The organism is Flavobacterium sp. W21_SRS_FM6, assembly GCF_052119645.1.
Taxonomy (GTDB): Bacteria; Pseudomonadota; Gammaproteobacteria; order Enterobacterales; family Alteromonadaceae; genus Paraglaciecola.
In genome coordinates, this window is record NZ_JBGQOM010000014.1 from 63,189 (window position 1) to 88,962 (window position 25,774).

Here is a 25,774-nt window from a genome sequence, read left to right on the forward strand (position 1 = left end):
CTCAAATAATTAACCAATAAAGTGTTTAATCATGAGCTAAGTGTATGAAGCTATCGCACTTTTCGCCAATAACTAAGTGAAAGATTTAATGATTAGCAAGTAGCTGCACAGCCTTTAAAACAGTAAATAAACCATATAACAACAAGCTTACCGCTATTACTTGTTTAAACAAAGGGTGGGTAACAATGTGCTGAAGTGTTTTAAAGCCAAGGGCCATGAGTACCATAACCGGTAAGGTACCTAAACCAAAGGCAAACATAATTTTAGCCCCGGCAATAGCCTCCCCACTGGCAAGCGCCCAAGTTAATGTTGAGTACACTAAGCCGCATGGCAACCAACCCCAAAGCATACCATAGGGTAGGGCGCTGATGGGTGAACGAAATGGGATAAAACGCTTAGACAGAGGGCTGATGTATTTCCATAAGTGCTTTCCGCCTTTTTCTACAAATAGTAAACCATGCCACCAACCACCGATATAACACGCAAGTACCATTAAAAAAACACCGCTAATAAACTGCAGTACTGACACACCCGCTAGGCTATGATGACTCACGAATTGGCCAAGTAAGCCCACTAGGGCTCCAGCAATACTATAACTAAGGATGCGACCCATATTATAAGCTAAGATGTAGGGATAATTAGCGTGGTTATTGGGGATCGCGAAACTTAGTGCGCCGACAATTCCTCCGCACATTCCCACGCAGTGCACACTACCGGCTATCCCAATCAAAAAAGCGGATAAAAAACTCAGATCAGTCATGTTGTTTAGGATCAGTCTTGGTCTGCTCGTTTTGTTGAAGGTTGGGTTCTACTTTCTTAACGTCATCGTCAAATAAAATACTGTGGCCATGGCGCTCTAAATCATCAAACTGATTAGATTTTACCGCCCAAAAAAAGATAGCAATAGCAAGACACACTAATACGATTGCTAAGGGGATCAATACGTAGATAACACTCATAATATTTGACTTATTACCTTAATAAACGTGTGGCATTAGCTACCACAATGAGTGAACTTACCGACATGCCGATAACCGCAATTAGCGGACTGAGTGAGCCAGTAACAGCAAGAGGTAAAATTAACAAATTATAAGCAGTAGCCCAAGCGATGTTTTGTTTTATATTACGTTGGGTTCGTATTGCTTGCTGAATAATCACTGGGATTTTATCAAGGGCGTTATCTAGCAAGATAATGTCCGCTGACGATTTCGCTAGATCAGTACTTAGACCTAAGGTAATAGATACGTCAGCCTGTGCTAAAACCGGTGCATCATTGATACCATCCCCAATCATCAGAACAGTATGACCTTGATGTTGTGCTTGTTGAATGATTGAAAGTTTTTGCGCGGGCTCTAGATGGGCATGATAATGTTTGATATTCAGTTCTTGGGCTAATTTTTCTACCGCTAGCTCATTATCTCCGCTGAGTAAGCTAACGTACTTCGGCGCTAAACTGTTAATTAAACGAGCACTTTCTGGGCGGATCGCGTCGGCTAACAAAAATGCCGCTAATAGTGTATCGCCACAGGTTAAAAACACGTTGAATGAAGCCAATTCATCCTTGCTGGTGACTTGGCAAAACCGCGCAGAACCTATGCGATAGGTTTTGCCATTGATCTCGCCACTGACCCCATTGGCGATGGTTTCTTGGGCATCCTTTACAATATCGCTAGCACTGAACTCTTTAAAAACCGCTGCAATAGGGTGAGAAGAATATTGCTCTAAACTTGACGCTAATTTCAGTATTTCTTGCTCGTTTAAGTCACTGAAATTAGTAAGCTGCTTGATGATAAACTTCCCTTCGGTCAAGGTGCCCGTCTTGTCTAAGCCTACCCAATCTACCTGGGTTAATTGCTCTAATACATCTGCTCGTTTGAGTAATACACCGCGTTTGTTCAGATAACCTACGGTACACGTTAAACTCACTGGCGTGGCTAAACCTAGTGCACAAGGGCAGGTGGCAATTAACACTGAAATCATGACCCAAAACGCAAGATCAGGGGCGATAAAAAGCCAAGTTGCATAAGTCAGGCCAGCAATAATAAGCACAAACATTACAAACTGATGAGCGGTTCTGTCGGCAAAGTTAGCGAGCCGTGGCTTAGAGAGTAGAGCACGATTTTGTAGTTGATTGATTTGATTTGCCACAGAGTGATGCAAAGCGTTAAGCACTTCGATAACCAGCGTACCTACTTCGTTGATGGTTCCAGCATACACCTTATCGTCTTGCTGTTTAGTTATCAGCTGAAACTCGCCTGTTAACATGGATTCATTAACTTGACCATTGCCCTGTCGTACTATGCCATCAACCGGAATAATCTCACCAACCTTAACTAGAACGAGTTGGCCAATTTTCAAGTGCTTGGCTAACACACTCTGATGGCTATTATCTTCATTAATTAAGGTTGCAGTTGTCGGCATATGGCTAAAAAGATTGGATGAAATTTGTGCGGCTTTAAAACGAGCATTTTGTTCAAGAAAACGACTAATCAATAATAAAAACACAAACATGCACAACGACTCGAAATAGGTTTGACCCTGTGCTGTGGTGGTGGCGTATAAACCAGAAACATAGATCGAGATTAGGGCAAAACTGATTGGGACATCCATATTCACTGAGCGAGCTTTTAACGCGCGCCAAGCGCTTAAATAAAACCCTATCGCAGAATAAAGTGCCACAGGGGTGCTTAGCACGAGGCTAACCCAATTGAAATATTGTTTAGTCTGGGCGTCAATCTGACCAAATAGATCGAAAAAAACACCCAGATTTAACATCATAACTTGCATGGTCATGAGACCTGCTAGGCCCAGGCGTTTAAGCAGTAGCTTGTTTTCCTGTTGATGCAAAGCTTCGTGTTGTTCTTCTTGAAAGGGTTTCGCTAGGTAACCTATTTGTTGAATCTTTTGCAGTATTTGACTGAGTTTGAGCGCTTTGTCGTCCCAAATCACGATCAGGCGCTTAGTGGTGACATTGGCACCAACACTGCGTATCCCGCCCAGTTTACTTAGCTGTTTTTCTAACAACCAACCACAAGCTGCACAATTAATTCCGGCAATACTTAATTGAATCTCTCGATTTTCACCTGACTGATATACAAACTCTTCGGTAATATTATCTTCATCAAACAGTTGTAGGGATTCAAGTATGTCATTATTTTTATCTGACACTTTATCAGCCAGTTCACTGCGAAAGCTGTAATAATTCTCTAGCCCATTGCTGACGATCGCTTCTGCAACAGCTTGACAGCCTGGACAACAGAAAAAACGCATCTCATTGAGTACCACAGAAGAATAGGCTGCACTCGGATTTTTGGTACCACAATGATAACAACTTTGCTGCATGTTCTACTCGGGTTTAAGAACTACAGGAGTGCTCTGTGGTAGATGAACGACTTGTTGAATTTTCCACAGCTCGTCATACGGGTGCAAACTGATCCGCCACTTGCCCTGTAAAGGGTGTTCTATCTCACCTTTGTATTGTCCTGCAGCATCTTTGAGTAACACCGTTTTAAAATCTTTGAATTGTTGTGTTGAATGGAAAAAATCCATGGTTAATGCCGCACCATCATCAACGTTGCCTGAAACGAGTTCAAGCACAACATTGGTGTCACTAAACACAACATGAGCCTCGATTTGGCGGACTTTCGCTTCTTGTATTTTATGAATATCAAGATTTATAGACCGTCCTTCTTTGTAATAATCATCTTTTACTAAGCTATCTTCGCTGTTAAAAGCAAAGTTCATCATGGTAAAACTTAAAACCATCGAAGACAGGGGAATGACGATTAAAAACCATGGCCAAAACTGTTTATACCAAGCCTGCTTTTCAGCATGTTGTTGCATGTAAGTTTCCATCATAAAAATGAATTTGTAGAATAAAACATAAAAAAGCCCCGGATAAACCGAGGCTTATTTTAGTTATCAATTATTACTTGTCTTGTGAAAGACTGTAAACGTATGCTGCGACTAAATGGATCTTCTTTTCACCCAAGGTGTTTTTGAAAGCAGGCATGACACCGTTACGCCCGTAGGTTAGCGTTTCAGTGACTTTTTCGTGACTGTTGCCATATAACCAAATGTCATCTGTTAGATTAGGAGCACCAAAGGCTTGATTGCCTTTACCATCGGGACCATGACAGGCAGCACAGGCAACAAATCTGTCTTTGCCTTTTGCCGCTAATGACTCGTCCACCTTACGACCACTTAATCCTAGAACGTAGTTAACCACTTCTTCAATACCGTCAGCGCCCATGCTATCAAACCAAGCAGGCATTATGGCATTACGACCGTTGATTAACGTCTCAGTAATCTTTTCTGGTGTACCGCCATACAACCAGTCGTTGTCCGTAAGGTTAGGGAAACCTCTTTGACCACGAGCATCAGAGCCATGGCACTGTGAGCAATTTTGACTAAATAATCGCTGCCCAACCTTCAAAGCTTCTGCGTCCTTTGCAAGTTCCGTAATGGGCCTCGCATAGTAGCCGTCAAAAATAGGTTGGAATAACTCATTGGCTTGATCAACTTCACGGTCGTACTGACTGATAACGCCGTCAGCTTTATTTTTCTCTACAGCTGCTCTGGATTCAGCTAACGATAAAATACCTTGATTTGAACTTTGCCAATTCCATAGACCTTTGAAGTTACCTAATCCCGGGTAAAGCAGTAAATATAGTAGTGCCCAAACGATACAAATATAAAAAAGTATCGTCCACCAACGGGGTAATTGGTTATTGATTTCGAGTATGCCGTCAAATTCATGATGCATATCATCGCCTTCTTTAACGCCAGTCTTATTTGATAAACACCAACGTAACAGTAAAAAACAACCCAAAATACTTCCCAGTGTAATTACTGAGATCCAAATGCTCCAAAAACTACTCATCTAGCTTTGACTCCTGCTTGTTAGTCCGTGGCTCGTCATCAAAAATCAAATTCTCTGCTTCTTTAAAGCGCTTCTTTGATTTTTTACTAAATGCCCACAACACTATGCCAATAAAACAAACAAATACTAATACTGTAAAAATACTACCGCTGACTGCGTAATCCATATTATTTCAACGCTGTGCCGCGAGACTGAAGGTAGGCAATGATAGCCTCCATTTCAGTTTTTCCTTGAACCGCAGCTTGCGCCCCTGCAATATCTTCATCAGTATATGGCACACCAAAATCTCGGAATACAGACAGTTTTTTGGCGGTTAACTTACCGTCTAATTTGTTTTCAGCTAACCAAGGAAAGCCTGGCATATTAGACTCAGGAACAACATTACGAGGATTGATTAAGTGCACTCTATGCCACTCATCACTGTATCTGCCACCAACTCGCGCCAAATCTGGCCCAGTACGTTTCGAACCCCACAGGAAGGGGTGTTCCCAAACTGATTCACCGGCCACAGAATAATGGCCGTAACGCTCAGTTTCAGAGCGAAATGGACGGATCATTTGGCTGTGACAACCCACACAACCTTCACGAATAAAGATGTCTCTACCTTCCATTTCTAGAGCGGTATAAGGCTTCAAACCATCGACAGGTGTCATTGTTTGTTGCTGAAACATCAAAGGAGTAATTTGTGCGGCACCACCTAAACTAATAGCAATCAATACTAGGATAGTTAACAGGCCCACATTTTTTTCAACTAACTCATGTGCATTTTTCATTAATTTTGTTCCTTAGGCTGCCTGTAGCGCTTTATTATCAACGGTTTCTTGTGTATCACCCTTGATTGTGCGGTAACAGTTGTAAGCCATAATCAACATACCAACAACTACAAAACAACCACCTATAAATCTTACTAAATAGAAGGGTTTAGAAGCCTGAAGAGATTCAACAAAACTGTAAGTTAAGGTGCCGTCAGCGTTAATTGCACGCCACATTAGACCTTGCAGTACACCAGACATCCACATGGCAACGATGTATAAAACAACACCGATTGTGGCTAACCAGAAATGCACATTAATTAGATAAATGCTGTACATACGCTCGCGATTAAACAGTACAGGGATCAAGTGGTAGATAGAACCAATCGATACCATTGCAACCCAGCCCAATGCACCAGAGTGCACGTGACCAATCGTCCAGTCAGTGTAATGAGATAGCGCATTAACTGTTTTGATGGCCATCATCGGGCCTTCAAACGTAGACATACCGTAGAAAGACAATGAAACCACTAAGAAACGTAAAATCGGATCAGTACGTAGTTTGTGCCACGCACCTGATAAGGTCATAATACCGTTGATCATACCGCCCCAAGATGGAACAAATAAAATGATCGACATAGCCATACCAAGTGACTGAGTCCAATCGGGCAGTGCGGTGTAATGCAAGTGGTGAGGACCCGCCCAAATATAAAGTGATATTAGGGCCCAAAAGTGAACAACGGATAAACGGTAAGAATAAACAGGGCGTCCTGCTTGTTTAGGAACAAAATAATACATCATCCCTAAAAAGCCTGCTGTTAAGAAAAAGCCAACAGCGTTGTGACCGTACCACCACTGCATCATGGCATCAACAGCGCCTGCATAGATAGAATATGACTTAGTCATAGAGACGGGGATTGCCATACTGTTACCGACATGCAGAACTAATACAGTCAACATGAAAGCACCAAAGAACCAGTTTGCGACGTAAATATGTGAAACTTTGCGGATCACCATTGTGCCAAAAAAGTTCACTACATAAGCAGACCATACCAAGGCGATTAAAATATCAATCGGCCATTCGAGTTCTGCATACTCTTTACTACTGGTAAGACCCAAAGGAAGTGTAATAACAGCAAGTACGATAACAGCTTGCCAGCCCCAAAACGTAAAAGAGGCTAACTTGTCACTGAACAGGCGAACCTGCGATGTACGTTGCACTACATAATAGGAAGTAGCAAACAAGGCACAACCACCGAATGCAAAAATAACCGCGTTGGTATGCAGAGGACGAAGGCGAGAAAAGGTCAACCAGGGAGTATCGAAATTTAAAGCGGGCCAATAAAGTTGAGCGGCGATTAAAACGCCTAGACTCATACCAATGATCCCCCAAATAACGGTCATCACTGCAAACTGCCGAATAACTTTGTAGTTATATTCGGGATGTACTTGAATTGCATCACTCATTTAATGAATCTTCCAATTTGTTAATGAAGTGCCACTGAATATTTACATCGTAACGTATTAATTTTAACAATTAACCTGATTTTGAATTTTAAATATTACTAAGGCTAAAAACCCTATAAATAATAATGGTATAGGCCTAAAAAAGAAAGAAAAAACAAGCTTGTTCCTAATCTTTATTTACCGCAAACTTACCCAAAGCAAAATAAACATAAAGATAAAAATTGCCTTGAATCAGTCTATTAAATCCATATTATTTTTGGGTGCCTTTGTTGTGCTCATATCGCTTGCTGTTTTTCTAACAGGTTTAGAAAAAACGACAGAAACCACTGGTAAACAATGTTCTCTCGACACCACTCTTATGTGCCAATTTAACTCTGTGGATACAGATGCCGCTCAAGTTATAGTCAAGTTTCTTGGTAAAGTGCAAGTTGAAGAGCAAAATCAATTTCAGCTTATCATGTCTGAAAACCTAGAGTTAGCGCATGCTTGGATTCAAGGTGTGAACATGTACATGGGTAAAATAGCCGTGATAAATACTGATCAAAGAGCCCAAGAAAACCCAGACAAACATAACTTAAGCTTTTTTATCGGGTCTTGTAGTGAGCCACTGATGCGGTGGCAACTGATTATCGAATTGGATAATAAGCTCACTAAAAAACCTGAACGTTACTTTGTTAATTTTAGTACTGAGTTTCCGTAGTTTTGGTTTTGCTAGCCGCAAAAATAGTATTTTCCTTAACTTTGCGATTGTAAATAATTAGCCAAACCAATGAATTTAATCATACGTATTTGCTGTTCTAACCAGTGCGCGTGATCCATTTCTGTGTCGTCTAGCAATTCAAGTAACATATCTCGCGTCACATAGTCTTTTTCAACTTCGCACAGTGCCATAGTTTCTTTGAGTTTACTGGCAACGGCATATTCTACTCGTAAGTCACTTTCTAACATTGAAGGTACGTCGTTACCGATGTGTAAACCATCACGCGTAACCATGTCAGGAGTGCCTTCTAAAAATAGAATTCGTTCGATTAGTTTCTTAGCATGACCTTTCTCATCTTCAAATTCATGAGAAATACGCTCATATAGTTTTGTAAAGCCCCAATCAGCATACATTTCAGAATGAATAAAATACTGATCCATCGCGGCTAATTCATAAGCTAATAGGGCGTTTAACTGGTCGATAATGTTTTTATTACCTTTCATGTTTAATCCTCATCGTGAACTTGTGTTTGCAGATAATTTTGCGCACCTAGGCTACTAACTTGCGACTGTTGGGTTTCTAGCCAATCAATATGGTCTTCTTCGCCGTGTAAGATCTTACTGAGTAAATCCCGTGATACAAAATCCTGCTTCTCTTCACACAGTGCTATCGCCTTCTTTAACAAAGGAATTTGACTAAGCTCAAAGGTCAGATCGCATTGCAGCATTTCTAGTGGCTCTTCACCGATCATTAATTTGCCTAACATTTGCAAATTGGGTAGCCCCTCAAGAAACAAAATACGCTCAATTAACTCGTCGGCTTGTTTCATGTCGCAAATAGATTTTTTGTAGCATTTTTCATTTAATTGACTGAATCCCCAGTTTTTGTACATACGAGCATGCAAAAAAAACTGATTGATTGAGGTTAACTCAAAGGTCAATACCTCATTGAGGCTCGCGATGACTGTTTTATCACCTAACATAATACGATTCCTATCTCGGTAGTTAATGCATGCATTCTAGCGTTATTATAATGATAAAACCAATAAATTCCTTATAAAACAAAGTGATAAAGAATGATAATGGTTACCATTGCCAATCACTAAAAGGGTGTTACGCCTCGGATGTTAAAAGTTGCACACTTTCTTCGGCGAAACCTGTTCCTGCTTCGGTAAAAAAGTTGAAAACTTTGTCTGAGCCAGCATCTATGAGTGGTTGAATCTCATCCTCGTAGCGAGCAATAGAGGCTATTTTGCCTTGGTAATTGGCATGCTGAAGCTGTTCCGTAATGTTGCAGATATCTTCAATCGACGGCAGGGCAAGTAAGATCAATTGAATTTTGCCTAGATCCATGTTGTCCCATAAATCGATGTCTTCACCATCACCTACCAAAACTTGTAGCCCCGCTTTTTGCAATTTTGCAATGCGGACAGGATCAGCGTCCATTCCCCACACCTTTTCGCCTAACATATTGTTCAATGATGAATAGGCTCCTTTACCTACACGGCCCATACCTAAAACCAGTACTTCAGCATTTTTTGGTTGCACATAGGTGTCCTCGGCTAATCTGGTCGGACTTTCAAAGGTTTTTAAATATGCCTTGAGTTTGTTGTATTGGTTGTGTGAATTACGGTATAGCAGGCCGGTGAGTAAAAATGAGAAGGACAATGCTAAGGCTAATATTACCAGCCATTTGGCCTCTAATACGCCGGTGCTGACCAAAAGGGCGACCACGATTAATCCAAATTCACTGTAGTTTGATAGCACTAAACTAGCTAAATAAGAGGTACGCGCACGGAGTTTAAGCCAAGTGAACAACCTAAAAAATAAAATAAACTTAATAGGAATAAACAAACATAATAAAAGTGCCATGCCAACCAACTCAAAAGTTGGTAGCGCGGTAAAGCCTATGTTTAAAAAGAAGCCGATGAGAAATAAATCTTTGAAACTCATGAGTGATTTAGATAATTCAGCTGCTTTACTGTGTGGCGCCCAGAACATACCAATAATCAAAGCGCCTAAGTCACCTTTAATCCCGACAAGTTCGAATAATTCGTATCCACCCAAGGCTAACAAAAAACCACTTAAGGGGAGTAATTCTCCGTGACCAACTATTTCTAAGGATTTCTTGAAGAAAGGTTTGGCAAAATACAATAAAAGAAGCAGTGGAGCCCATACTGAAGGTATTTTTCCGGTCGCTATTACCATAAAAAGCACCGCGATAATGTCTTGCATAACAAGTACGCCGATGGCAACTTTGCCATGACGGGTTTTAATTTCACCGCTATCTTCTAATATTTTTACAATACACACTGTACTACTAAAACTAAGGGCAAATGCTAATAAAGTGATATCGAATAATGTCAGTTCAGTAAAAGCATTTAAGCCAAGCCACGCCAAACCAGTTACTGCAATATTAAGCAGCGTAATCCAAATGATGGAATGACTAATGCTGCCAAGCCACACTTCTTTTTTGTACAAGTCTCTGACGTTTAATTTTAAACCGATGGTGAAGAGCATCAAAGTGATACCGAGTTCAGCTAACACCTCTAGGGAGGGACTTGCTTCATATCCTAAGAAATTTAAAGCAAAACCAGCCATCAAAAATCCGATTAGGGGAGGGAAGCCGGCCATCTTTATGGCTAAGCCACAGATAAAAGCGACTAATATAAAAACAAATTCCAATTTGTGCTCCTTTTAATGGATAGGTCAGTCAACGTTGAACCTTAACCTGCATTAACGAGTTGATATTTTGCTATTTAAAATAGCCGAACTGATGTGGATTTTTAGCTACATCGGTTTGCAGTATATGTATTTTCTGAATGAAAAGGTTGTTTACGATCAATTAAATAAAAAAATTTTTAAAGGGAGTCGACAGCGGAATTTATATGATGTTATATTATAACATCTATGCAAGCTCATACTTTACATCAATACAGAAAATCAAGCACGGTGCTGAAATATGCACTGGTATTGTCGGCTGTATTGTTGATTTTAATGGGCAATATCACTGCAAGGCATGATTCCTCCCATATCGCAAAAGCCGATCAGCATTGCGTGTTGTGCTTAACCTCGCATAACTTAGATCACGCAGTGTTATTTAATGCTTTCAAATCAAACGTACTTGCGCAAACGTTTATCCAACAATTTAAGGCACAACAGCACGTTATAGCATCGCTGCCTTTAACTTTCGGCAATAGAGACCCACCACAGTTCAACTGATTTTTTTAATTTACGGTTTACTCACTATTTTTCGGTTGCGTTAGCGCATATCGAGTCGTTTATATGTAAAAGAGATCACGAAATGAACATGAAATATTCCGCCATTCTAGTGGCAGTAATTGCTGCGTTTGGCGCAAAAGCGCAAGAAAAAGACATTCAAAAAGACGAGCATGACGTCGAAACCTTAATAATCAGTGCCTCTCCCTTAAAACGCACCGTATTAGAATCAAGTACCCCGGTTACAATCATCAGTGGTGAAGAACTCGATCAGAATCAAGCGGCTACCTTAGGTGAAACCCTAAGAAATGTACCTGGCGTCCATGGCTCATATTTTGGTCCAGTTGCCAGTAGCCCTATCATCAGGGGACTAGATGGCCCTCGGATTAAAGTGGTACAAAATGGACTTGATGCATCTGACGCTTCCAGAGTTGGGCCGGATCACCAAGTTGCAAGTGAAACGTCAACAGCGAGTCAGATAGAAGTCCTGCGGGGCCCTGCAACCCTGCTTTACGGGAGTGGTGCTATTGGTGGTGTGGTGAATGTGGTAGATAACCGCTTACCCCTAGTTCGTTCTGAAGGCTTCAGTGGAGAAGTGTTTGCTCAGTACAATGATGTCGCTGACGCAACAACGTTTTCTACCGATATTAATGGTGGCAGTGACAATCTTGCATGGCATTTTGATGCCTATGATCGTAGCACTAGTGATTTTACCATTCCTGTTCCTGCCGACATTAATGAGACTGGCGGGCGTTCAACGCTAAAGAATTCTGCCCTTGATGCAGATGGGTTTACCCTTGGTGGCGCATGGATTAATGATAATACTCGCGCTGCTTTGTCATATGGTCGTATGAATTCTGAATATGGCATTGTAGGCGAAGAAGGCGTCTTCATTAAACTCAAGCAAGACCGCTACCAAGGTGTCGTTGATTGGAATAATTTGTCTGGTTTTTTCAATTCGGTTCATTGGCAGAATGGTTTTACCGATTACCAGCATTCTGAATTTGAAGGGGATGAGATTGGTACCACTTTTAAGAATGAATCATTTGAATCGAGATTGTGGGCCGAACACGCTTTAATTAATGGTTGGAAAGGTGTGGCAGGTGTTCACTACAACCACCTTGATTTTTCAGCCATTGGTGAAGAAGCCTTTACGCCTCCAACAGTAACCGACAGTGTTGCTGTGTTTTTAATGGAGGAACGCAAAGCAGGTCCCTTGTTATGGCAATTAGGCACGAGGCTTGAGCAATCGAGTCATGACGTAGATAATGACTTCTTTGCAGAAAAACCTACCCAAGATATCGTTTCTTTTGATAAAAAAGATTATACCGCGGTGTCTGGCTCTGCAGGGGTAGTATGGAGTATTGATGGGCAAAATTCTTTAGCGTTTAATTATGCATATTCGGAACGCGCGCCATCTGCTTCAGAAATCTTTTCCTATGGTCCTCATATCGGCTCAAAAACCTTTGAAATAGGTGGAGGCTTTGAATTAGCCCAGCTAAACGATGAATACACCGTGGTTCAGAGCGCTGCTGACATGAACAAAGAAGTATCAAATAATATCGACGTAACTTACCGCTATAATGCACAAGTATGGAATGCCAGTTTTAGTCTATTTAATAATCAGGTAAGTGACTATATATTTGAACAACGCACCGATTTGGTCTTCGATGGCGAAGTACTAGTTACCGAAGCCGCATTTGCCCAAACTATCCTTGAAAACGGTGAACCAGAAGATGAGGCGGCAGGATTGCCGGTTATTATTTTCAGTCAACAAGATGCTAGGCTTTATGGTTTTGAAGCGCAGCTCGATTGGCATTTAAACGAAGAATTACGCCTAGAAGTTTTTACAGATTACACTCGAGCCAAATTGGATTCTGGAGGTAATGTTCCTCGCATTCCGCCGATGAGAATAGGCAGTTCATTGCATTACGAATATGACAATTGGCATGCCGAGCTTGAAGTGATTCGCAATAGTAAGCAGGATAAAGTCGCGGCGTACGAAACAGATACCGATGGCTTCACCATGCTGTCAGCTTCCGCTAATTATTATCTTGATTTAGACGCTGTAGACATGACTATCTATTTAAAAGGTGACAACCTAACCGACCAAGAAGGTCGAGTGCATTCTTCATATCTAAAAGACGAGGCGCCCTTACCTGGACGTGCTTTTTCAATTGGTGTAAGAGCTAGGTTCTAATGATAAAAGGCGGTTAGCGAAAGTTATCCGCCTTTCATTAAGGTGTTTTACATCAAGCAATGTAGATAAAGCGTTTCACTCGTCTAACAGTTTGTTTTCACGAATTTTTAGCTCACCTAACTCAAAGGTAATTTCCGTCTCACGCCGTTTTACCTGCGCATAACTCAAAGAATGACGAGCAGCGCTATGGGGGGCATGTTTGGCTTGTTTATTGCGTTCCGCGCTATCTAATAACTCCAGTTTTCTGCAAACCGTCCTAAGGATTAAATATTCGCACTCAATCCCATTTGCGTGCATTGCTCAAAGGTGAGAACTGCATTTTACTAGTTGTTTTGACGGATAAGTTGCTTGACTACATCAACTTGTTCCGTATTAGACTTTCCACTTCACATCTGCTGAAGCTGCCTAATTCTTATTTTTATTTGATTGGCATAAAAAAATCGTAGTAGAAATTTTTGAAGGCGAGAGTCTACAAAAAAATGTGCTATTTGCTAAAAGATTGTTAAACCCCAGCTTGTTCAAAATAAACAAAATTAATTGCTAAACCACTTGTTTGTATTATGTAAAAGTAGTTTTGACCCTAAAAAATTTTGTTTTTTAGCAAGATAACTTTTAAAAAAGTAACGTTTGATGCTCAATGTTAAAAAAAGATTAAGGAATATTGTATGGGAACGCAATCTCGAATTTGTTTAATAGTATTGGTCTGTTACTCATTACTTTTTGCTTGCTCAAATCAAGGTGTTACTTTATCCAGAGCAAACCAGCAAGAGATCTCAATCAAACAAATTGAACTCGTTAACTCGTCAAATAGAGCTCCGTGGAAATTAGCCCTCGTAGCTAACGAACAACAGTTGTTAGTCGATGAACTACCTGCTCAATTCGCTAATGGCAAGGTTATGTTAGATTTAGCTGCTTATTTAAAAGAAAATGATGCACTACAACTTCACTTCAATGAGGCTTGGTCTTCTGGCACATATTTCACTAATGGCAGTCTAGACTTAAGGGATTATAGACAAGAAGGTACCCTGGAATTTGATCTTAAAATTGATCAAATCGAAAAAGGCAAACTTGATTTAATCGTCAATTGTGAAATGCATTGCACAAAAGCCTACCGACTGAGGGAGTGGGCACAAACACATCAGCAACAGGGTTGGCAGCATCTATCAATCGACCTTAGTTGCCTGATCGATGAAGCCGATGATCTTAGCCATGTTCGTCGCCCGTTTCAGCTAAGTACTGGTGGAGAAGGACAAATTGCATTTGCCAATGTCAGGTTCAAGGCACAGGGTCACAGTAATATGCCATGCCCAAGTGCAATAGAGCTGGCAACCACCCCCAGTACCTTAAATGAATATTGGTCAGTTGAATGGTGGCTACCACGTCACAACCAAAAAGTGGCACAAGCCAAACAAGGTAGTGCTGAACTTATAATGATTGGAGATTCAATAACCCATGGTTGGGAAAATGAAGGCAAAGAGGTTTGGAACAAGTACTTTGCTGATATTAAAACGTTAAATTTAGGCTATAGCGGTGATCGTACCGAAAATGTAATGTGGCGCTTACAACACGGTGAGTTAGGTAACACTGACCCTGCGCTCGTCGTAATGATGATTGGTACCAATAATACCGGTCACAGAATGGATTCCCCTCAAGCCATTGCCGCCGGTGTGACGAAAATTGTTGATGAGCTACAACAACAATTACCACAGGCTAAAATCCTGTTACTCGAAATATTTCCACGAGATGCAGAGCCTGATTCAGCAATGCGACTTAACAATCAAGTGGCGAGTGATTTAATCGCAGAATTAGCTAAAAAACGAGGCTTGCTGTTTGCTAACTTCAATGCCGATTTTTTAAGCGTAGATGGCACTTTAACAAAAGAAATGATGCCGGATCTCCTTCATCCCAAAGCGTTAGGATACGAGGTATGGGCCAAACAACTTAGGCCTTTTGTTGATCAGTATGTCCGGAAAAAAGAGTAAAGTCTGCTCACCACTTCATGCAAGCGGCGGTGATGCTTACATTGTTCTACAGAACACTTGTTTAGCAGGCGTACGTATCGGGTTATCTGCTAATCCTCGGTACAAGGTAAGAAAGACTTTCGCAAAGTGCTTTGGCCGAGTTTGCACTAAACAATGTGGGCCTCTGATTTTTTGCTCAGCATGTTGGCTAAAAACCCGTTTGATAGCTGCTGACGCCTCACAACTGACTAGTCTGTCTTGTTTAGCGGTAACGATCAAACAGGGCACATCCATGATTAAATTTGGTTGTGGTAGTTGATGTATTAACCTCAGTCTATTTTTTAAAAATGCCCCAGGCAATGCCGTTAAATTATGGATAAAGGGATTCGTCAGTTTATTTTTTAGCAACAGTTTCATTGCTAAACCACCAACCAAAACTTTAGCCAGAAATGTTGTGTTCAATAAACGCAGCGGCATAAAGCGAGCGAATGATAGTAAACGTGAGGGTTGGGTAATAAAACTTGCGCCAAAGACAACGTAGACAAATTTCTTGGGTGCTAAGCGGCATAATTCATAGGCGGTTCGGCCAGAAAAAGACTCTGCTAAAATCACATAACGTTTATCGCTTAGCGTGGCTAAAACGTGATTCGCAATTTCACTGTGATCCGTAAATAACGCCTCAGGGAGAGGTGCGAGTTGTACCTTAATATTACTGGGTAATACATCAAGTAAGGGGGCATACAATTTCCCTGAGCCGTCGATGCCAGGCAATAATAACAACGTCGGGGCCTCATATGAGATATGATTTTTCAATGACTTTAATCGTCCTTTTACAGCAAGTTTTTTCTTCCATGGATCTTATTAATAAGTAGATACAAGAGAAACGATAAGGATGGAAAAGTATCCCTTTCGCAGCAGTTTAATCAAGTCATTTTTCTGTAAAACTAGCTTATTGTGCTGGATCTTTTTGATTTGGATCAAAATCTTTTGGCCAATAAGGTATCTAATAAGATAACGGTACAATAAATAGGCTAATCTATCTATTGGTATGCTTGTTTAACAAACCATCACGGTGAGGTATTACATGAGTTATTATTCAAACATTCTTGTTGCAGTCGATATTTTTGCCCAAAGTAATGTGGTCATTGAAAAAGCATTAAATATTGCAAAGTCCCCTAAAAACCTAAGTATTATCTATGTCACCGTGCCAATGGTTAACTATCAACCTTTTGGTATGGCGTATGAAGGTGATTTTTTTAATGATCTGTGTTTACAGAGCAAAGAAAAATTAAAAGAAATTGCTCAGACTTATGCTATTCCTACTGCGCAAATATATAGTCCTGTGGGTAATCCAGCCGATGAAATACATACTATTGCACAAGACATTAATGCTGATCTTATTGTGATGGGTACGCATGGTCGCAGCGGTTTAAAATTGCTTTTAGGCTCAACTGCCAACGGCGTGTTACATGGTGTTAAATGCGATGTACTTGCCGTAAAAGTGTAGGTGTTTAATGGTCATATCGGCTTGAATGCTGACAGCTAATATGGCGATAAACGCCCTGTTATTAACAACTCGCCTATTGAGAAGTCAGGTGCCTAGCAACGCTTTCGAGGGCTTAAAATGGTTTCTTCAAATACACGATATGTTAGCCAACTTACCAGAAACACATTGGCTTTGATTCTCGCTGGAGGCAAGGGCAGTCGTCTGTTCGAACTGACGCAATCTCAAGCCAAACCTGCCTTACATTTTGGTGGTAAATTTCGAGTAATTGACTTTCCACTGTCTAATTGTGTCAATTCTGGTATCAAACAAATTGGCGTGATGACCCAATACAAAGCGCATTCACTGATTCGTCATTTAGCCTGTGGTTGGGGGCATATGAATCGTGATCTGGGTGAATTTGTTGAATTGTTGCCCGCCACACAACAACAGTCTGAGCATTGGTACGAAGGCACAGCTAACGCTTTATATCAAAATATTGAATTTATTCGTGAGCATAATCCTAAACAGGTTTTGGTGCTCTCTGGAGATCACGTATATAAAATGGATTATGCGGATATGTTGGCTCAACATGTCCAAACTGGCGCAGATTTGACCGTTTCATGTATTGAGGTTCCAATCGAAGCTGCCGCCGGGGCCTTTGGTGTGATGTGCGTTAATAAGGGTAACCGCATCCTGAAATTCCAAGAAAAACCTGAGCATCCCTGTACGTTAGATGAACGAGCAGGCTACACCTTAGCGTCTATGGGAAATTATGTATTTAACACGGAGTTTCTGATTGAACAGCTACTCAAAGATGCAAGCAATCCCGATTCAGAACATGACTTTGGTAAAGACATTATTCCGGCATCTATCGACAACAACAAGGTCTTAGCATTTCGGTTTCATGATATTGAAAACCATCAACAGCCTTATTGGCGAGATGTAGGTACCATTGATTCATTTTATGCCGCAAATATGGATTTAATTGCCGTAACACCGCAACTTAATATATACGATGATGGTTGGCCTATTTGGACTCATCAAAAGCAATCACCACCAGCAAAGTTTATTTTTAATCAGCCAACTAGGCGAGGATTTGCGGTAGATTCCACCGTATCAGGTGGATGTATTATTTCTGGCGCAATGATAGAACGTTCATTACTTTTTTCTGATGTACACGTGCATTCTTACAGTCATATTGAAGAATCTGTCATTATGCCTAAAGTCAATATTGCCAGACATGTCAAAATTAAACACGCCATCATTGATTCTGGCTGCAATATTCCTAGTGGTATGGAAATAGGTATTGACCGAGATGCTGACATTCAACGAGGGTTTCGCATCAGCCAAGAAGGAGTCGTTCTGGTTACACAAGGTATGTTAGATGCCTTAGAAATAGATAACTCGATAAGCCACAAAGTAAAAATAAACAGTCCTGTCAGCGTTTAAATCAGAGGACTTTGTGGCAAAAAACATCAACACCTGAGCTAATCGCCTGAGTTACGTCTCAAGCATTTAATGCTTTGCATAGCGGGGCGAGTAAACATAAAGTGGTTTGCTCGCCCCAGACAATCGCTTTCTATCAAATTAAATTTCTGGATAAGGCAAACCAACATATTGCTCGGCAATGACCTTTTGACCCGCTTTGCTATTGAGATAAAAATCTAATTCAGATTTCATAAAACGTTCAAAGGTCTTTTGATCCATATTGTTTGCCTTTCCCGCATCATCTTTAAAGTCATGCAGCATATTACTCATCCACCATGAAAAGCGCTCTGCTTGCCATACGCGACTTAGGGCTAATTCTGAATATCGTTGACTGGCGTTTGCTTGATTTTCGTTATATTCCTTGTTGAGTAGGCGATACAATATCGCCACGTCCGAGGCGGCCAAGTTTAAACCTTTGGCCCCAGTGGGCGGGACGATGTGCGCCGCGTCACCCACTAAAAATAACTTACCCAGTTGCATTGGCTCACAGACAAAACTGCGCAGGGGAGCGATACTTTTTTCTATACTCGGTCCGGTTACCAAACTGGCGGCAGATTCCGGTGGTAAACGCAATTTCAATTCATCCCAAAAACGTTGATCATCCCATTGTTCTACTTTGTCAGACAGTGGTACTTGTAGGTAATAGCGTGAACGAGTTGATGAACGCATACTGGCTAAAGCAAATCCGCGCTCGGTTTTGCAGTAAATCAATTCATCTGCAACGGGTGGGGTATCACTCAATACGCCAAGCCATCCAAAGGGATAGACTCGTTCAAATTCTTCGCGTTTATCTGCAGGTATACTTTGACGTGATACGCCATGAAAACCGTCACAACCCGCAATATAATCACACTCAAGTTTATAGCTCACACCGTCTTGTTCAAATGTCACACAAGGATGTGCTGTTTCGATGCCGTGCAAGGTAACATTAGATGAGCTGTAATAAGTGCTTAATCCTGAGGTTTGGCGTGCGGCCATTAAGTCACGGGTTACTTCGGTTTGACCGTAACACATGACGGTTTTACCTTCTGTTAGTTCATGCAGGTCGATGCGATAAGCTTTACCGTAATAGCTAATGGCAAAACCATCATGCACATGGCCTTCTTCATCCATACGCTGATACACATCAGCCTCATGAAGCAGATCCACTAAGCCTTGCTCTAAGATCCCAGCGCGAATACGGCCAAGAATATAATCAGCAGCGACCCGTTCGATAATAATATTGTCGATGCCTTGCTTAGCCAATAACTGACCTAACAACAAACCTGAGGGGCCCGCCCCAATAATGGCAACGTTAGTTTTGATTGATTGCATTTTTTATCCAACTCGTTTTATAACCTAGGTTTATCATGCTTTTTTTATCGACAACTATTAATTCACATACGCGTTAACTTATTGTACTTTTGCGTCATATTAAGCATGGGTAGAAAATGAGGTTAAGGGTAAAGTTAATGAATAAAAGTCCTATTCCTTTTTACGATCTGTATGGCGAGGCCTTTATTCGCCAAGAGCCAAATTTAGTGCATGTAGAGGATATTGCCTATCGCAGTCGCGGTTTAGGCTGGGAAATTGCACCTCATCGGCACAATCGCCTTTCCCAAGTGGTCGTGGTCTTTGACAATCATTGGTCGGTGGATCTTGACGATACTTCCCATCAACTCAGTGGCAATTGGTTGGTGTTGATCCCTGCAGGAGTTGTACATAGTTTTCATTTTGCGCCAAATACTCAAGGTTTTGTGCTCTCAATCAACGATGCATTAGTAAGTGGTAAGCAAGGAGACGAGACGCAGCCTCTTGCAGATTTAGTTTGGCAAGCACAAGCAGTTCAATTTAAAGATCAACAGCAGATAAAGCGTTTTTGTACTTACATTAATTTGCTACAACATGAGTTAAACGCGGATGAATTGGCGCAAAATATGGCAGTTTCCCAATTGGTGCAATTAATCTTACTCACCATACTGCGTCAACAACGATTAGAGGCTATGAAGGTCAGCAGTGTGAGTCGCGAGTCTACAGTGTTACTCAATTTTCGGGCCTTAATAGAGCAACATTATAATCAACATCTAGCGGTAAAAGACTACGCTGCGCGTTTACACATTTCAGTTTCAAAACTCAATCGTTTGTGCCAAACATTACTGAATAACTCTCCTAAAGCCATTATTCACCAACGCTTAGTGATTGAAGCAAAGCGCCGTTTGATCTACACCAAACAAAGCGTGGAAGAGATAGCAGAAGAGTTGGGGTTTAGTGATCCTGCGTATTTTAGTCGATTTTTTAAACAATTGGTGGGCACCACTGCAGGGTGTTTTCGCCAACAGGGTAATATCAACGAATAAGTGACGTGTTGATATTTACAAGAATTGAGCAAAGCTAAACAACGAGATAGCCTGCGGTTTACTGCTTATTGTCGGCGCTGGTTTGCACTTTGTTACTGTGCTTTTGAGCAATGACGTCTTGAATAATCGCATACACATTATAAATAGTTAACGCAAAGCAGATCACCGCGATAAATGCAGTAGACAAAAATAGCACGACCATATACCCATAGGTGTAGTAGGCAAAAGCGGCGCAGATTAGGCCGATGAAAAACTCAATAAAACCTGCTTCGATGTTAGTTTTAATATTGGTCTTTATTGGCTGCGCGTAGTGATTAATTTTAACCGACATTTCTTTCTCCTTACTTCGACGGTGTACCCAAGGTAACAGAACTAAGCCTTACATCGATTGACTACTTCAAAATTTACATTGTCTATGATGACACTTCGGTGTTTTAGCACAGTTTTTAAGCTGGTGTACAGGTTAATATTGCTCCCTAAACTCAGTGTCGTTTTTCAGTTTACTTGGGGTATTTGTACTAATGACTTCGATGAAGTTCTAGTAAGGCAGGTATAACCACTTGGCAAAACGAAATATCACAGTGCTCTTTAACCCAAGGCAAAATGCGATTATGGGCCGAATGAAATAAACGTGCGCTACTGGAAGTATGGAACCAAATCAGTAGACATAAGTTAAGAAACAACATGATGACAAATACAACTTTAAATGATGTTTTTTGGGTTTTGTGACGTAAGGTGTGTTGCGCAATAATTGAACCTGGCCAGCCCGCGAGCAGTGACGAAATATGTAAATTTTTCTCTGGTACTCGCCATGTCCCTTTAGTCGCGGCTCTTTTATCTTTTGCATAAAGAAAATACGACACCACACTAGCGAACAAATATACAACACAAAGTAATAGCGGCGTATAGCCGTTCCAAAAGGAATACATCAAACCAATTGATAAAAGTAAAATTGGTGTGAACCATAACCTCATGCATCGTCCTCACATTTTGTTATTCAGCCATTTCTTGGCCACTTGTTTATTGTATAGGATGTCCACGTGACCCGCGACCTTCAATTTACGCCGCGTAGCAAGGCTTTTTTTCTTGCTTGCTAAGCCTAATTACAGGATCTGCTCATCAATTTTGCTTACCTTTTGTACAAGCGCTAGGACGATTGGGCTTAAATTAGTAAATTTGAGCTGTAATAGGTTTCAGCGCATTATAATTGCCTGTACATTAGTCGCTCACTCGCGAAATTTAATAGCTTTTGACGGCTAGAAGCTGGTGTCTACCTAACAAGCTGAGCTTTTATTAGTCAGCTAAAAGTAGGAGCAACGCTTTGCAGCAAAGCTGCGATTTTTGTAAAACAATGGAAGTATTTTATGCAGGAAGTTAAATCGAAAGCTTGGCGATATTTGGCAAAATCAGGATATTGCGCTCGTGGTGTTGTTTATTTCATGATTGGCAGTTTAGCCTTGATGGTTGCGCTCGGGATTGGGGGTAAAAAAACCGATACCAAAGGGGCTATCTCCACCTTGCTAGAACAACCTTTTGGCTGGTTTTTGCTTATTACACTGATAATGGGACTAATCGGCTACGTGGCTTGGCGTTTTTATCAAGCAATAAAAGATACCGATAATCATGGAACCAATTTTAAAGGCTTGTTTATCCGACTTGGCCTTATTGGTAGTGGTCTCTCTTATACCTTTTTAAGTTACTGGTCGATTAAAGTCGCCTTAGGCATCGTGTCTTCCTCTGAGGATCAAAAGCCATTGGGAAGTTGGCTGAGTGCTGATTATGCACAAACCGCACTCCTTGCTATGACCATAGTGGTCGTCATTGTTGGGATTGCCCATCTAATCAAAGCGTGGAAGGCGAAGTTTGATGACTACATGGATATACCATCTCAACAGCGAGTTTGGATCATGCCGTTATGCCGGTCAGGCTTGATTGCTAGGGGCGTTGCGTGGTTGATCTTGGCGCTGTTGTTGTATCAATCAGCTATGGTAACAAAAGAGAATGATATTAAAGGTATGCAAGATGTCCTGCAGAGTGTGTCTGAAAATTACGCAGGCGCGTGGTTACTGGGAGGCATGGCACTTGGCCTAATGGCGTTTGGCTTATACAGTTTGCTTGAGGCGCTTTATCGTCGAATTTAATATTCAATTTACTTACTCTGTCACTTAAGGTTTAAGCATGCGCCAATAACTGCTTAACAATATCAAGGTAACGACTCTGCATTTGCGTGGGGTGCCAACTTTTTCTTAGGGTAAGGCCAATTTCACGATGAGTTCCAGGTAAAATCATCGGACAAACTGCAAGTAAACCTGCACGGACTTCCACTTCAACCTGACGGGCAGGAAGCAAGGCTGCCCGTTCACTGTTAAGCAATATACCACGCACAGCAACTAACGAACTGCATTCGATAACATGAGAGGGTGGACTTAAGCCTCGCCCGGTAAATATTTGGCTAAATACATGGCGTGCAGGTGTGCTTTTAGCTGGTGCGACCCAATCAAGTTGTTGTAATTCGGCAGTTGAAATACTTTGGCGATTCGCCAATAGATGATCCGCTTTCACCACAATACTCAGCTGATCATCAAACAGATGAATTTGTCGCATGTCTTGTTGGGCTTGTAACGGACGAAGGGCACCGATAATAACGTCTAATTGGCCGTGCAACAGACTGTTAAATTGCTCACTGTAAGGGCCATCGATAATAGAAATTCTTGCATCAGGAAACTCACTATTGAGTTGTAAAACAGACAAGGGCACGATATCGGTACGAGCGAGGGGTAAGCTACCCACCCGTAACGAACCATCCATTTGGCCCATCGTTTCATTGATTTCTTCAACACCTTGTTGTAATTCCACAAAAAACAAACTGGCGTAGCGGCGCAATTGCTTTGCTCGCCAGCTGGGTTCCACACCTGTAGGGGAGCGTTGAAGGAGTCTTTGTTCGCACACATGCTCAAGATCTTTAATGCTGCGATGCAAGGTGGGTTGTGATAAGCCCAATCTCACTGCTGCACCAGTGTAGCTTTGTAATTCAACGATATGAATTAAGGCCCTTAACTGACGAGTACTTACAGAGCGGATAAAGGTTGAGCGTTTAGCTTTATCTTGGCCAAATAGGATGCTGCTAAACTCTTGAAGTTGCTCAAAGGCTCGACTCACCCGCGTTAAAAAACGTTCGCCTACCTCGGTAGTCTGCATGCCTGAGTGAGAACGGTCAAAAAGAACATGCCCCAGTTCAGTTTCCAACTTATTAATACCCTGTGTTAAGGCTGATTGGCTAAGACAAATTTGCTGTGCGGCTTGGCTTAATGTGCCAAATTCCTTGATTTTTAACGCACACATTAGGTGCCGGGTATTGAAATTCACGATTGAAAAACCTTAATCAGCTTTAATACTTATTTTCTAATTATAGAAAAATCTAATGGAGCATGACAGCTTTCTAAAGTTTTTTTTACCTTTAGTTAACGCATACTCAGTCCATCAAAACTACATAGAGATAAATTATGCCTGTTTGTATTACCGATATCGCACGTCCTAGTGACCAGACGGTGGCAAAGTTTAAAAATGCTGAAGTCGCTACGGTGCATGAATCACAGGGCCGTAAGGGATTATTAGCTGAATATATGCGTCCTATATTTCGTCCTGCGCGCATCGCGGGTCCCGCAGTGACCTGTGAAGTTGCGCCGGGAGATAATTGGATGATCCACGTTGCGGTTGAGCAATGCCAACCGGGTGATATTCTCGTTGTCGCGCCTACCAGCCCCTGCGTTGATGGTTTTTTTGGTGACTTACTCGCTACTTCATTAAAAGCCCGAGGTGTGCTCGGTTTAATTATTGATGGTGGTGTGCGCGATGTGGCCACGCTCACCGAAATGGAGTTTCCGGTGTGGTCTAAGGCCATTTTTGCCCAAGGTGCGGTAAAAGAAACCGTAGGGAATGTAAATGTGCCAGTGGTTTGTGCCGGCGCCTATATTCGTCCTGGCGATATAATCGTGGCTGATGATGATGGTGTGGTGGTGGTGAAACGCGAAGAAGCTGATGCCGTAGATGACAATGTACAAAAACGGGTGGCTAATGAAGAGCACAAACGCAAAATTTTAGCCAACGGCACCTTAGGTTTAGACCTATACAAAATGCGTGAGCGGCTAGCTGAAAAAGGCCTTATTTATGTAAAACAGGGTGAGGAAGGGTAAATGTTACGCCCCATTCCTTGTTCTATTATGCGCGGTGGCACATCAAAAGGTCTGTATTTTTTGGCTGAAGATCTACCGTCTGACAGCGCCAAGCGAGATGCATTATTACTTAATTTGATGGGCTCACCAGATGAACGGCAAATTGATGGCTTAGGCGGCGCTCATCCCCTGACCAGTAAAGTGGCTATTGTCAGTCCGTCAACACGCGAAGATGCGGACGTCGATTATTTGTTTTTACAAGTTGTAGTGGATAAAGCAGAAGTCAGTGACGCGCAAAACTGCGGCAATATTCTTGCTGGGGTAGGGCCGTTTGCTATTGAGCAAGGTATGGTTGGTGCAAACGACGACACGACTGACGTGCGTATCCATATGCTTAATACTGGCTCAAATGCAATAGCAAGAGTACAAACGCCTAATGGTCGCGTGAATTACGCAGGTAAGGCGGCAATTGATGGTGTACCCGGCAGTGCGGCCCCTATTTTAATTGATTTTTTGGATGTGGCTGGCTCAAGTTGTGGTGCGCTTTTTCCTACCGGTAATGCCCAAGACATGATTAATAACGTCGCAGTAAGCTGTATCGATAATGGCATGCCTGTGGTGCTGTTAAACGCCGCATCGTTTGGTTTGAGTGGCGCTGAATCGCCCGCTGAGCTTGAGGCTAACCTAGAACTGAAAGAACAAATTGAAGCGATTCGTTTAGAGGCGGGTAAACGCATGAACTTAGGTGATGTCAGTAAAAAGACCGTTCCTAAGATGAGTCTGATTTCACCGGCTTTACACGGAGGTGTTGTGAATACTAGAACGTTTATTCCACACCGTGTACATGACGCTATTGGCGTGCTTGGCTCTGTCAGTGTGGCTACCGCTTGTGTACTCAAAGGCACTGTGGCCTGTGATTTACTTAAACAAGAATTTGCTGATGGCAGTATCGAAATAGCCGTTGAGCATCCAACCGGTCAATTTATTGTTGAGATGGATGTAGCTGGCAGTGCGGATATCCGGCAATTTACCGTTAAACGCGCCGCTTTATTACGAACCGCTCGCATGTTAATGCGCGGTGAAGCCATGGCGTCAATAAGCTAAGCCAATGA

25 protein-coding genes are annotated in these 25,774 nt (G+C 41.7%); 9 read left to right on the plus strand and 16 right to left on the minus strand.

Translation table 11 applies throughout. From position 1 onward, the window contains the following. Window positions 1-85 precede the first annotated feature (85 nt). The 8 genes from ACEN2L_RS18805 to ccoN all read right to left on the minus strand — a co-directional run bounded on the left by ACEN2L_RS18805 (window position 86) and on the right by ccoN (window position 7,101). Entirely contained in the window at window positions 86-760 is a 675-nt protein-coding gene (locus ACEN2L_RS18805) for a sulfite exporter TauE/SafE family protein (protein ID WP_306020554.1), read from the minus strand. Beyond that, on the minus strand, window positions 753-959 hold the full coding sequence (gene ccoS / locus ACEN2L_RS18810) for a cbb3-type cytochrome oxidase assembly protein CcoS (RefSeq protein ID WP_441745669.1): 207 nt from the start codon (window positions 957-959) through the stop codon (window positions 753-755). The genes ACEN2L_RS18805 and ccoS overlap by 8 nt, the downstream gene beginning before the upstream one ends. Before the next feature lie 13 nt (window positions 960-972). Next, window positions 973-3,342, minus strand: a complete 2,370-nt coding sequence (locus tag ACEN2L_RS18815; protein ID WP_441745671.1) for a heavy metal translocating P-type ATPase — start codon at window positions 3,340-3,342, stop codon at window positions 973-975. Window positions 3,343-3,345: 3 nt separating this feature from the next. Continuing rightward, window positions 3,346-3,843 (minus strand): FixH family protein, encoded by a 498-nt coding sequence (locus ACEN2L_RS18820; RefSeq protein ID WP_441745673.1) that lies wholly within the window; start codon window positions 3,841-3,843, stop codon window positions 3,346-3,348. 85 nt (window positions 3,844-3,928) lie between these two features. Beyond that, window positions 3,929-4,882, minus strand: a complete 954-nt coding sequence (ccoP, locus tag ACEN2L_RS18825) for a cytochrome-c oxidase, cbb3-type subunit III (protein WP_306020559.1) — start codon at window positions 4,880-4,882, stop codon at window positions 3,929-3,931. Continuing rightward, window positions 4,875-5,048, minus strand: a complete 174-nt coding sequence (locus ACEN2L_RS18830; RefSeq protein WP_306020561.1) for a cbb3-type cytochrome oxidase subunit 3 — start codon at window positions 5,046-5,048, stop codon at window positions 4,875-4,877. Before ACEN2L_RS18830 ends, ccoP begins: the two co-directional genes overlap by 8 nt. 1 nt (window position 5,049) lies before the next feature. Then, a complete protein-coding gene (gene ccoO, locus ACEN2L_RS18835) occupies window positions 5,050-5,655 on the minus strand; it encodes a cytochrome-c oxidase, cbb3-type subunit II (protein ID WP_306020562.1) in 606 nt (201 codons plus the stop codon). A 12-nt stretch (window positions 5,656-5,667) separates the two neighbouring features. Next, window positions 5,668-7,101 carry a cytochrome-c oxidase, cbb3-type subunit I gene (gene ccoN / locus ACEN2L_RS18840; protein WP_306020563.1) on the minus strand — a complete coding sequence of 478 codons (1,434 nt, stop codon included), beginning with the start codon at window positions 7,099-7,101 and terminating at the stop codon, window positions 5,668-5,670. A gap of 226 nt (window positions 7,102-7,327) precedes the next feature. Between ccoN and ACEN2L_RS18845 the strand changes: the two genes are divergently transcribed. After that, on the plus strand, window positions 7,328-7,801 hold the full coding sequence (locus ACEN2L_RS18845; RefSeq protein ID WP_306020564.1) for a hypothetical protein: 474 nt from the start codon (window positions 7,328-7,330) through the stop codon (window positions 7,799-7,801). A gap of 35 nt (window positions 7,802-7,836) precedes the next feature. On the opposite strand, the gene bfr (ACEN2L_RS18850) is transcribed toward ACEN2L_RS18845, so the two are convergent. The 3 genes from bfr (ACEN2L_RS18850) to ACEN2L_RS18860 all read right to left on the minus strand — a co-directional run bounded on the left by bfr (ACEN2L_RS18850) (window position 7,837) and on the right by ACEN2L_RS18860 (window position 10,485). Further along, window positions 7,837-8,304 (minus strand): bacterioferritin, encoded by a 468-nt coding sequence (bfr, locus tag ACEN2L_RS18850; protein ID WP_306020565.1) that lies wholly within the window; start codon window positions 8,302-8,304, stop codon window positions 7,837-7,839. Between the two features lie 2 nt (window positions 8,305-8,306). Further along, a complete protein-coding gene (gene bfr, locus ACEN2L_RS18855; protein WP_306020566.1) occupies window positions 8,307-8,783 on the minus strand; it encodes a bacterioferritin in 477 nt (158 codons plus the stop codon). Between the two features lie 130 nt (window positions 8,784-8,913). Further along, window positions 8,914-10,485 carry a cation:proton antiporter family protein gene (locus ACEN2L_RS18860; RefSeq protein WP_306020567.1) on the minus strand — a complete coding sequence of 524 codons (1,572 nt, stop codon included), beginning with the start codon at window positions 10,483-10,485 and terminating at the stop codon, window positions 8,914-8,916. Between the two features lie 619 nt (window positions 10,486-11,104). Here ACEN2L_RS18860 and ACEN2L_RS18865 point away from each other — a divergent pair. After that, window positions 11,105-13,219, plus strand: a complete 2,115-nt coding sequence (locus tag ACEN2L_RS18865) for a TonB-dependent receptor (protein WP_306020569.1) — start codon at window positions 11,105-11,107, stop codon at window positions 13,217-13,219. Between the two features lie 665 nt (window positions 13,220-13,884). Further along, window positions 13,885-15,201: a putative glycoside hydrolase gene (locus tag ACEN2L_RS18870; RefSeq protein ID WP_441745676.1), complete on the plus strand. Its 1,317-nt coding sequence runs from the start codon at window positions 13,885-13,887 to the stop codon at window positions 15,199-15,201. Window positions 15,202-15,237: 36 nt separating this feature from the next. Here ACEN2L_RS18870 and ACEN2L_RS18875 read toward each other — a convergent pair whose 3' ends face one another. Then, a complete protein-coding gene (locus tag ACEN2L_RS18875) occupies window positions 15,238-15,993 on the minus strand; it encodes an alpha/beta fold hydrolase (protein ID WP_441745678.1) in 756 nt (251 codons plus the stop codon). 271 nt (window positions 15,994-16,264) lie between these two features. Here ACEN2L_RS18875 and ACEN2L_RS18880 point away from each other — a divergent pair, with 271 nt between their 5' ends. Both ACEN2L_RS18880 and glgC read left to right on the plus strand, forming a co-directional pair. Then, window positions 16,265-16,687, plus strand: a complete 423-nt coding sequence (locus ACEN2L_RS18880; RefSeq protein WP_441745680.1) for a universal stress protein — start codon at window positions 16,265-16,267, stop codon at window positions 16,685-16,687. Window positions 16,688-16,804: 117 nt separating this feature from the next. After that, window positions 16,805-18,115, plus strand: coding sequence for a glucose-1-phosphate adenylyltransferase (gene glgC / locus ACEN2L_RS18885; protein WP_441745682.1), 1,311 nt, complete (start codon window positions 16,805-16,807; stop codon window positions 18,113-18,115). Between the two features lie 138 nt (window positions 18,116-18,253). Here the strand turns inward: glgC and pobA are convergent, their stop codons facing one another. Beyond that, window positions 18,254-19,468, minus strand: coding sequence for a 4-hydroxybenzoate 3-monooxygenase (pobA, locus tag ACEN2L_RS18890; protein ID WP_441745684.1), 1,215 nt, complete (start codon window positions 19,466-19,468; stop codon window positions 18,254-18,256). A gap of 137 nt (window positions 19,469-19,605) precedes the next feature. Between pobA and ACEN2L_RS18895 the strand changes: the two genes are divergently transcribed. Beyond that, entirely contained in the window at window positions 19,606-20,490 is an 885-nt protein-coding gene (locus ACEN2L_RS18895) for a helix-turn-helix domain-containing protein (RefSeq protein WP_441745686.1), read from the plus strand. Window positions 20,491-20,548: 58 nt separating this feature from the next. Here the strand turns inward: ACEN2L_RS18895 and ACEN2L_RS18900 are convergent, their stop codons facing one another. Both ACEN2L_RS18900 and ACEN2L_RS18905 read right to left on the minus strand, forming a co-directional pair. After that, window positions 20,549-20,821: a hypothetical protein gene (locus ACEN2L_RS18900; protein ID WP_306020579.1), complete on the minus strand. Its 273-nt coding sequence runs from the start codon at window positions 20,819-20,821 to the stop codon at window positions 20,549-20,551. 187 nt (window positions 20,822-21,008) lie between these two features. Next, on the minus strand, window positions 21,009-21,464 hold the full coding sequence (locus tag ACEN2L_RS18905; RefSeq protein WP_441745687.1) for a DUF1294 domain-containing protein: 456 nt from the start codon (window positions 21,462-21,464) through the stop codon (window positions 21,009-21,011). 390 nt (window positions 21,465-21,854) lie between these two features. On the opposite strand from ACEN2L_RS18905, the gene ACEN2L_RS18910 reads away from it, so the two are divergent. Further along, window positions 21,855-22,631: a DUF1206 domain-containing protein gene (locus ACEN2L_RS18910; protein ID WP_441745689.1), complete on the plus strand. Its 777-nt coding sequence runs from the start codon at window positions 21,855-21,857 to the stop codon at window positions 22,629-22,631. A gap of 31 nt (window positions 22,632-22,662) precedes the next feature. On the opposite strand, the gene ACEN2L_RS18915 is transcribed toward ACEN2L_RS18910, so the two are convergent. Beyond that, entirely contained in the window at window positions 22,663-23,856 is a 1,194-nt protein-coding gene (locus ACEN2L_RS18915) for a LysR family transcriptional regulator (RefSeq protein WP_441745691.1), read from the minus strand. A gap of 137 nt (window positions 23,857-23,993) precedes the next feature. Between ACEN2L_RS18915 and ACEN2L_RS18920 the strand changes: the two genes are divergently transcribed. Further along, window positions 23,994-24,683 (plus strand): 4-carboxy-4-hydroxy-2-oxoadipate aldolase/oxaloacetate decarboxylase, encoded by a 690-nt coding sequence (locus tag ACEN2L_RS18920; protein WP_441745692.1) that lies wholly within the window; start codon window positions 23,994-23,996, stop codon window positions 24,681-24,683. Then, a complete protein-coding gene (locus tag ACEN2L_RS18925; RefSeq protein WP_441745694.1) occupies window positions 24,684-25,766 on the plus strand; it encodes a 4-oxalomesaconate tautomerase in 1,083 nt (360 codons plus the stop codon). It abuts the gene before it with no gap. Window positions 25,767-25,774: the final 8 nt, after the last annotated feature.

Excerpts from the sequence above, each read along its gene's own strand:
- ACEN2L_RS18805 (WP_306020554.1), bottom strand. The coding sequence starts at position 760 with ATGACTGATCTGAGTTTTTTATCCGCTTTTTTGATTGGGATAGCCGGT.
- ccoS (WP_441745669.1), bottom strand. The coding sequence starts at position 959 with ATGAGTGTTATCTACGTATTGATCCCCTTAGCAATCGTATTAGTGTGT.
- ACEN2L_RS18815 (WP_441745671.1), bottom strand. The coding sequence starts at position 3,342 with ATGCAGCAAAGTTGTTATCATTGTGGTACCAAAAATCCGAGTGCAGCC.
- ACEN2L_RS18820 (WP_441745673.1), bottom strand. The coding sequence starts at position 3,843 with ATGCAACAACATGCTGAAAAGCAGGCTTGGTATAAACAGTTTTGGCCA.
- ccoP (WP_306020559.1), bottom strand. The coding sequence starts at position 4,882 with ATGAGTAGTTTTTGGAGCATTTGGATCTCAGTAATTACACTGGGAAGT.
- ACEN2L_RS18830 (WP_306020561.1), bottom strand. The coding sequence starts at position 5,048 with ATGGATTACGCAGTCAGCGGTAGTATTTTTACAGTATTAGTATTTGTT.
- ccoO (WP_306020562.1), bottom strand. The coding sequence starts at position 5,655 with ATGAAAAATGCACATGAGTTAGTTGAAAAAAATGTGGGCCTGTTAACT.
- ccoN (WP_306020563.1), bottom strand. The coding sequence starts at position 7,101 with ATGAGTGATGCAATTCAAGTACATCCCGAATATAACTACAAAGTTATT.
- bfr (WP_306020565.1), bottom strand. The coding sequence starts at position 8,304 with ATGAAAGGTAATAAAAACATTATCGACCAGTTAAACGCCCTATTAGCT.
- bfr (WP_306020566.1), bottom strand. The coding sequence starts at position 8,783 with ATGTTAGGTGATAAAACAGTCATCGCGAGCCTCAATGAGGTATTGACC.
- ACEN2L_RS18865 (WP_306020569.1), top strand. The coding sequence starts at position 11,105 with ATGAACATGAAATATTCCGCCATTCTAGTGGCAGTAATTGCTGCGTTT.
- ACEN2L_RS18870 (WP_441745676.1), top strand. The coding sequence starts at position 13,885 with ATGGGAACGCAATCTCGAATTTGTTTAATAGTATTGGTCTGTTACTCA.
- ACEN2L_RS18880 (WP_441745680.1), top strand. The coding sequence starts at position 16,265 with ATGAGTTATTATTCAAACATTCTTGTTGCAGTCGATATTTTTGCCCAA.
- glgC (WP_441745682.1), top strand. The coding sequence starts at position 16,805 with ATGGTTTCTTCAAATACACGATATGTTAGCCAACTTACCAGAAACACA.
- pobA (WP_441745684.1), bottom strand. The coding sequence starts at position 19,468 with ATGCAATCAATCAAAACTAACGTTGCCATTATTGGGGCGGGCCCCTCA.
- ACEN2L_RS18895 (WP_441745686.1), top strand. The coding sequence starts at position 19,606 with ATGAATAAAAGTCCTATTCCTTTTTACGATCTGTATGGCGAGGCCTTT.
- ACEN2L_RS18900 (WP_306020579.1), bottom strand. The coding sequence starts at position 20,821 with ATGTCGGTTAAAATTAATCACTACGCGCAGCCAATAAAGACCAATATT.
- ACEN2L_RS18905 (WP_441745687.1), bottom strand. The coding sequence starts at position 21,464 with ATGAGGTTATGGTTCACACCAATTTTACTTTTATCAATTGGTTTGATG.
- ACEN2L_RS18910 (WP_441745689.1), top strand. The coding sequence starts at position 21,855 with ATGCAGGAAGTTAAATCGAAAGCTTGGCGATATTTGGCAAAATCAGGA.
- ACEN2L_RS18920 (WP_441745692.1), top strand. The coding sequence starts at position 23,994 with ATGCCTGTTTGTATTACCGATATCGCACGTCCTAGTGACCAGACGGTG.
- ACEN2L_RS18925 (WP_441745694.1), top strand. The coding sequence starts at position 24,684 with ATGTTACGCCCCATTCCTTGTTCTATTATGCGCGGTGGCACATCAAAA.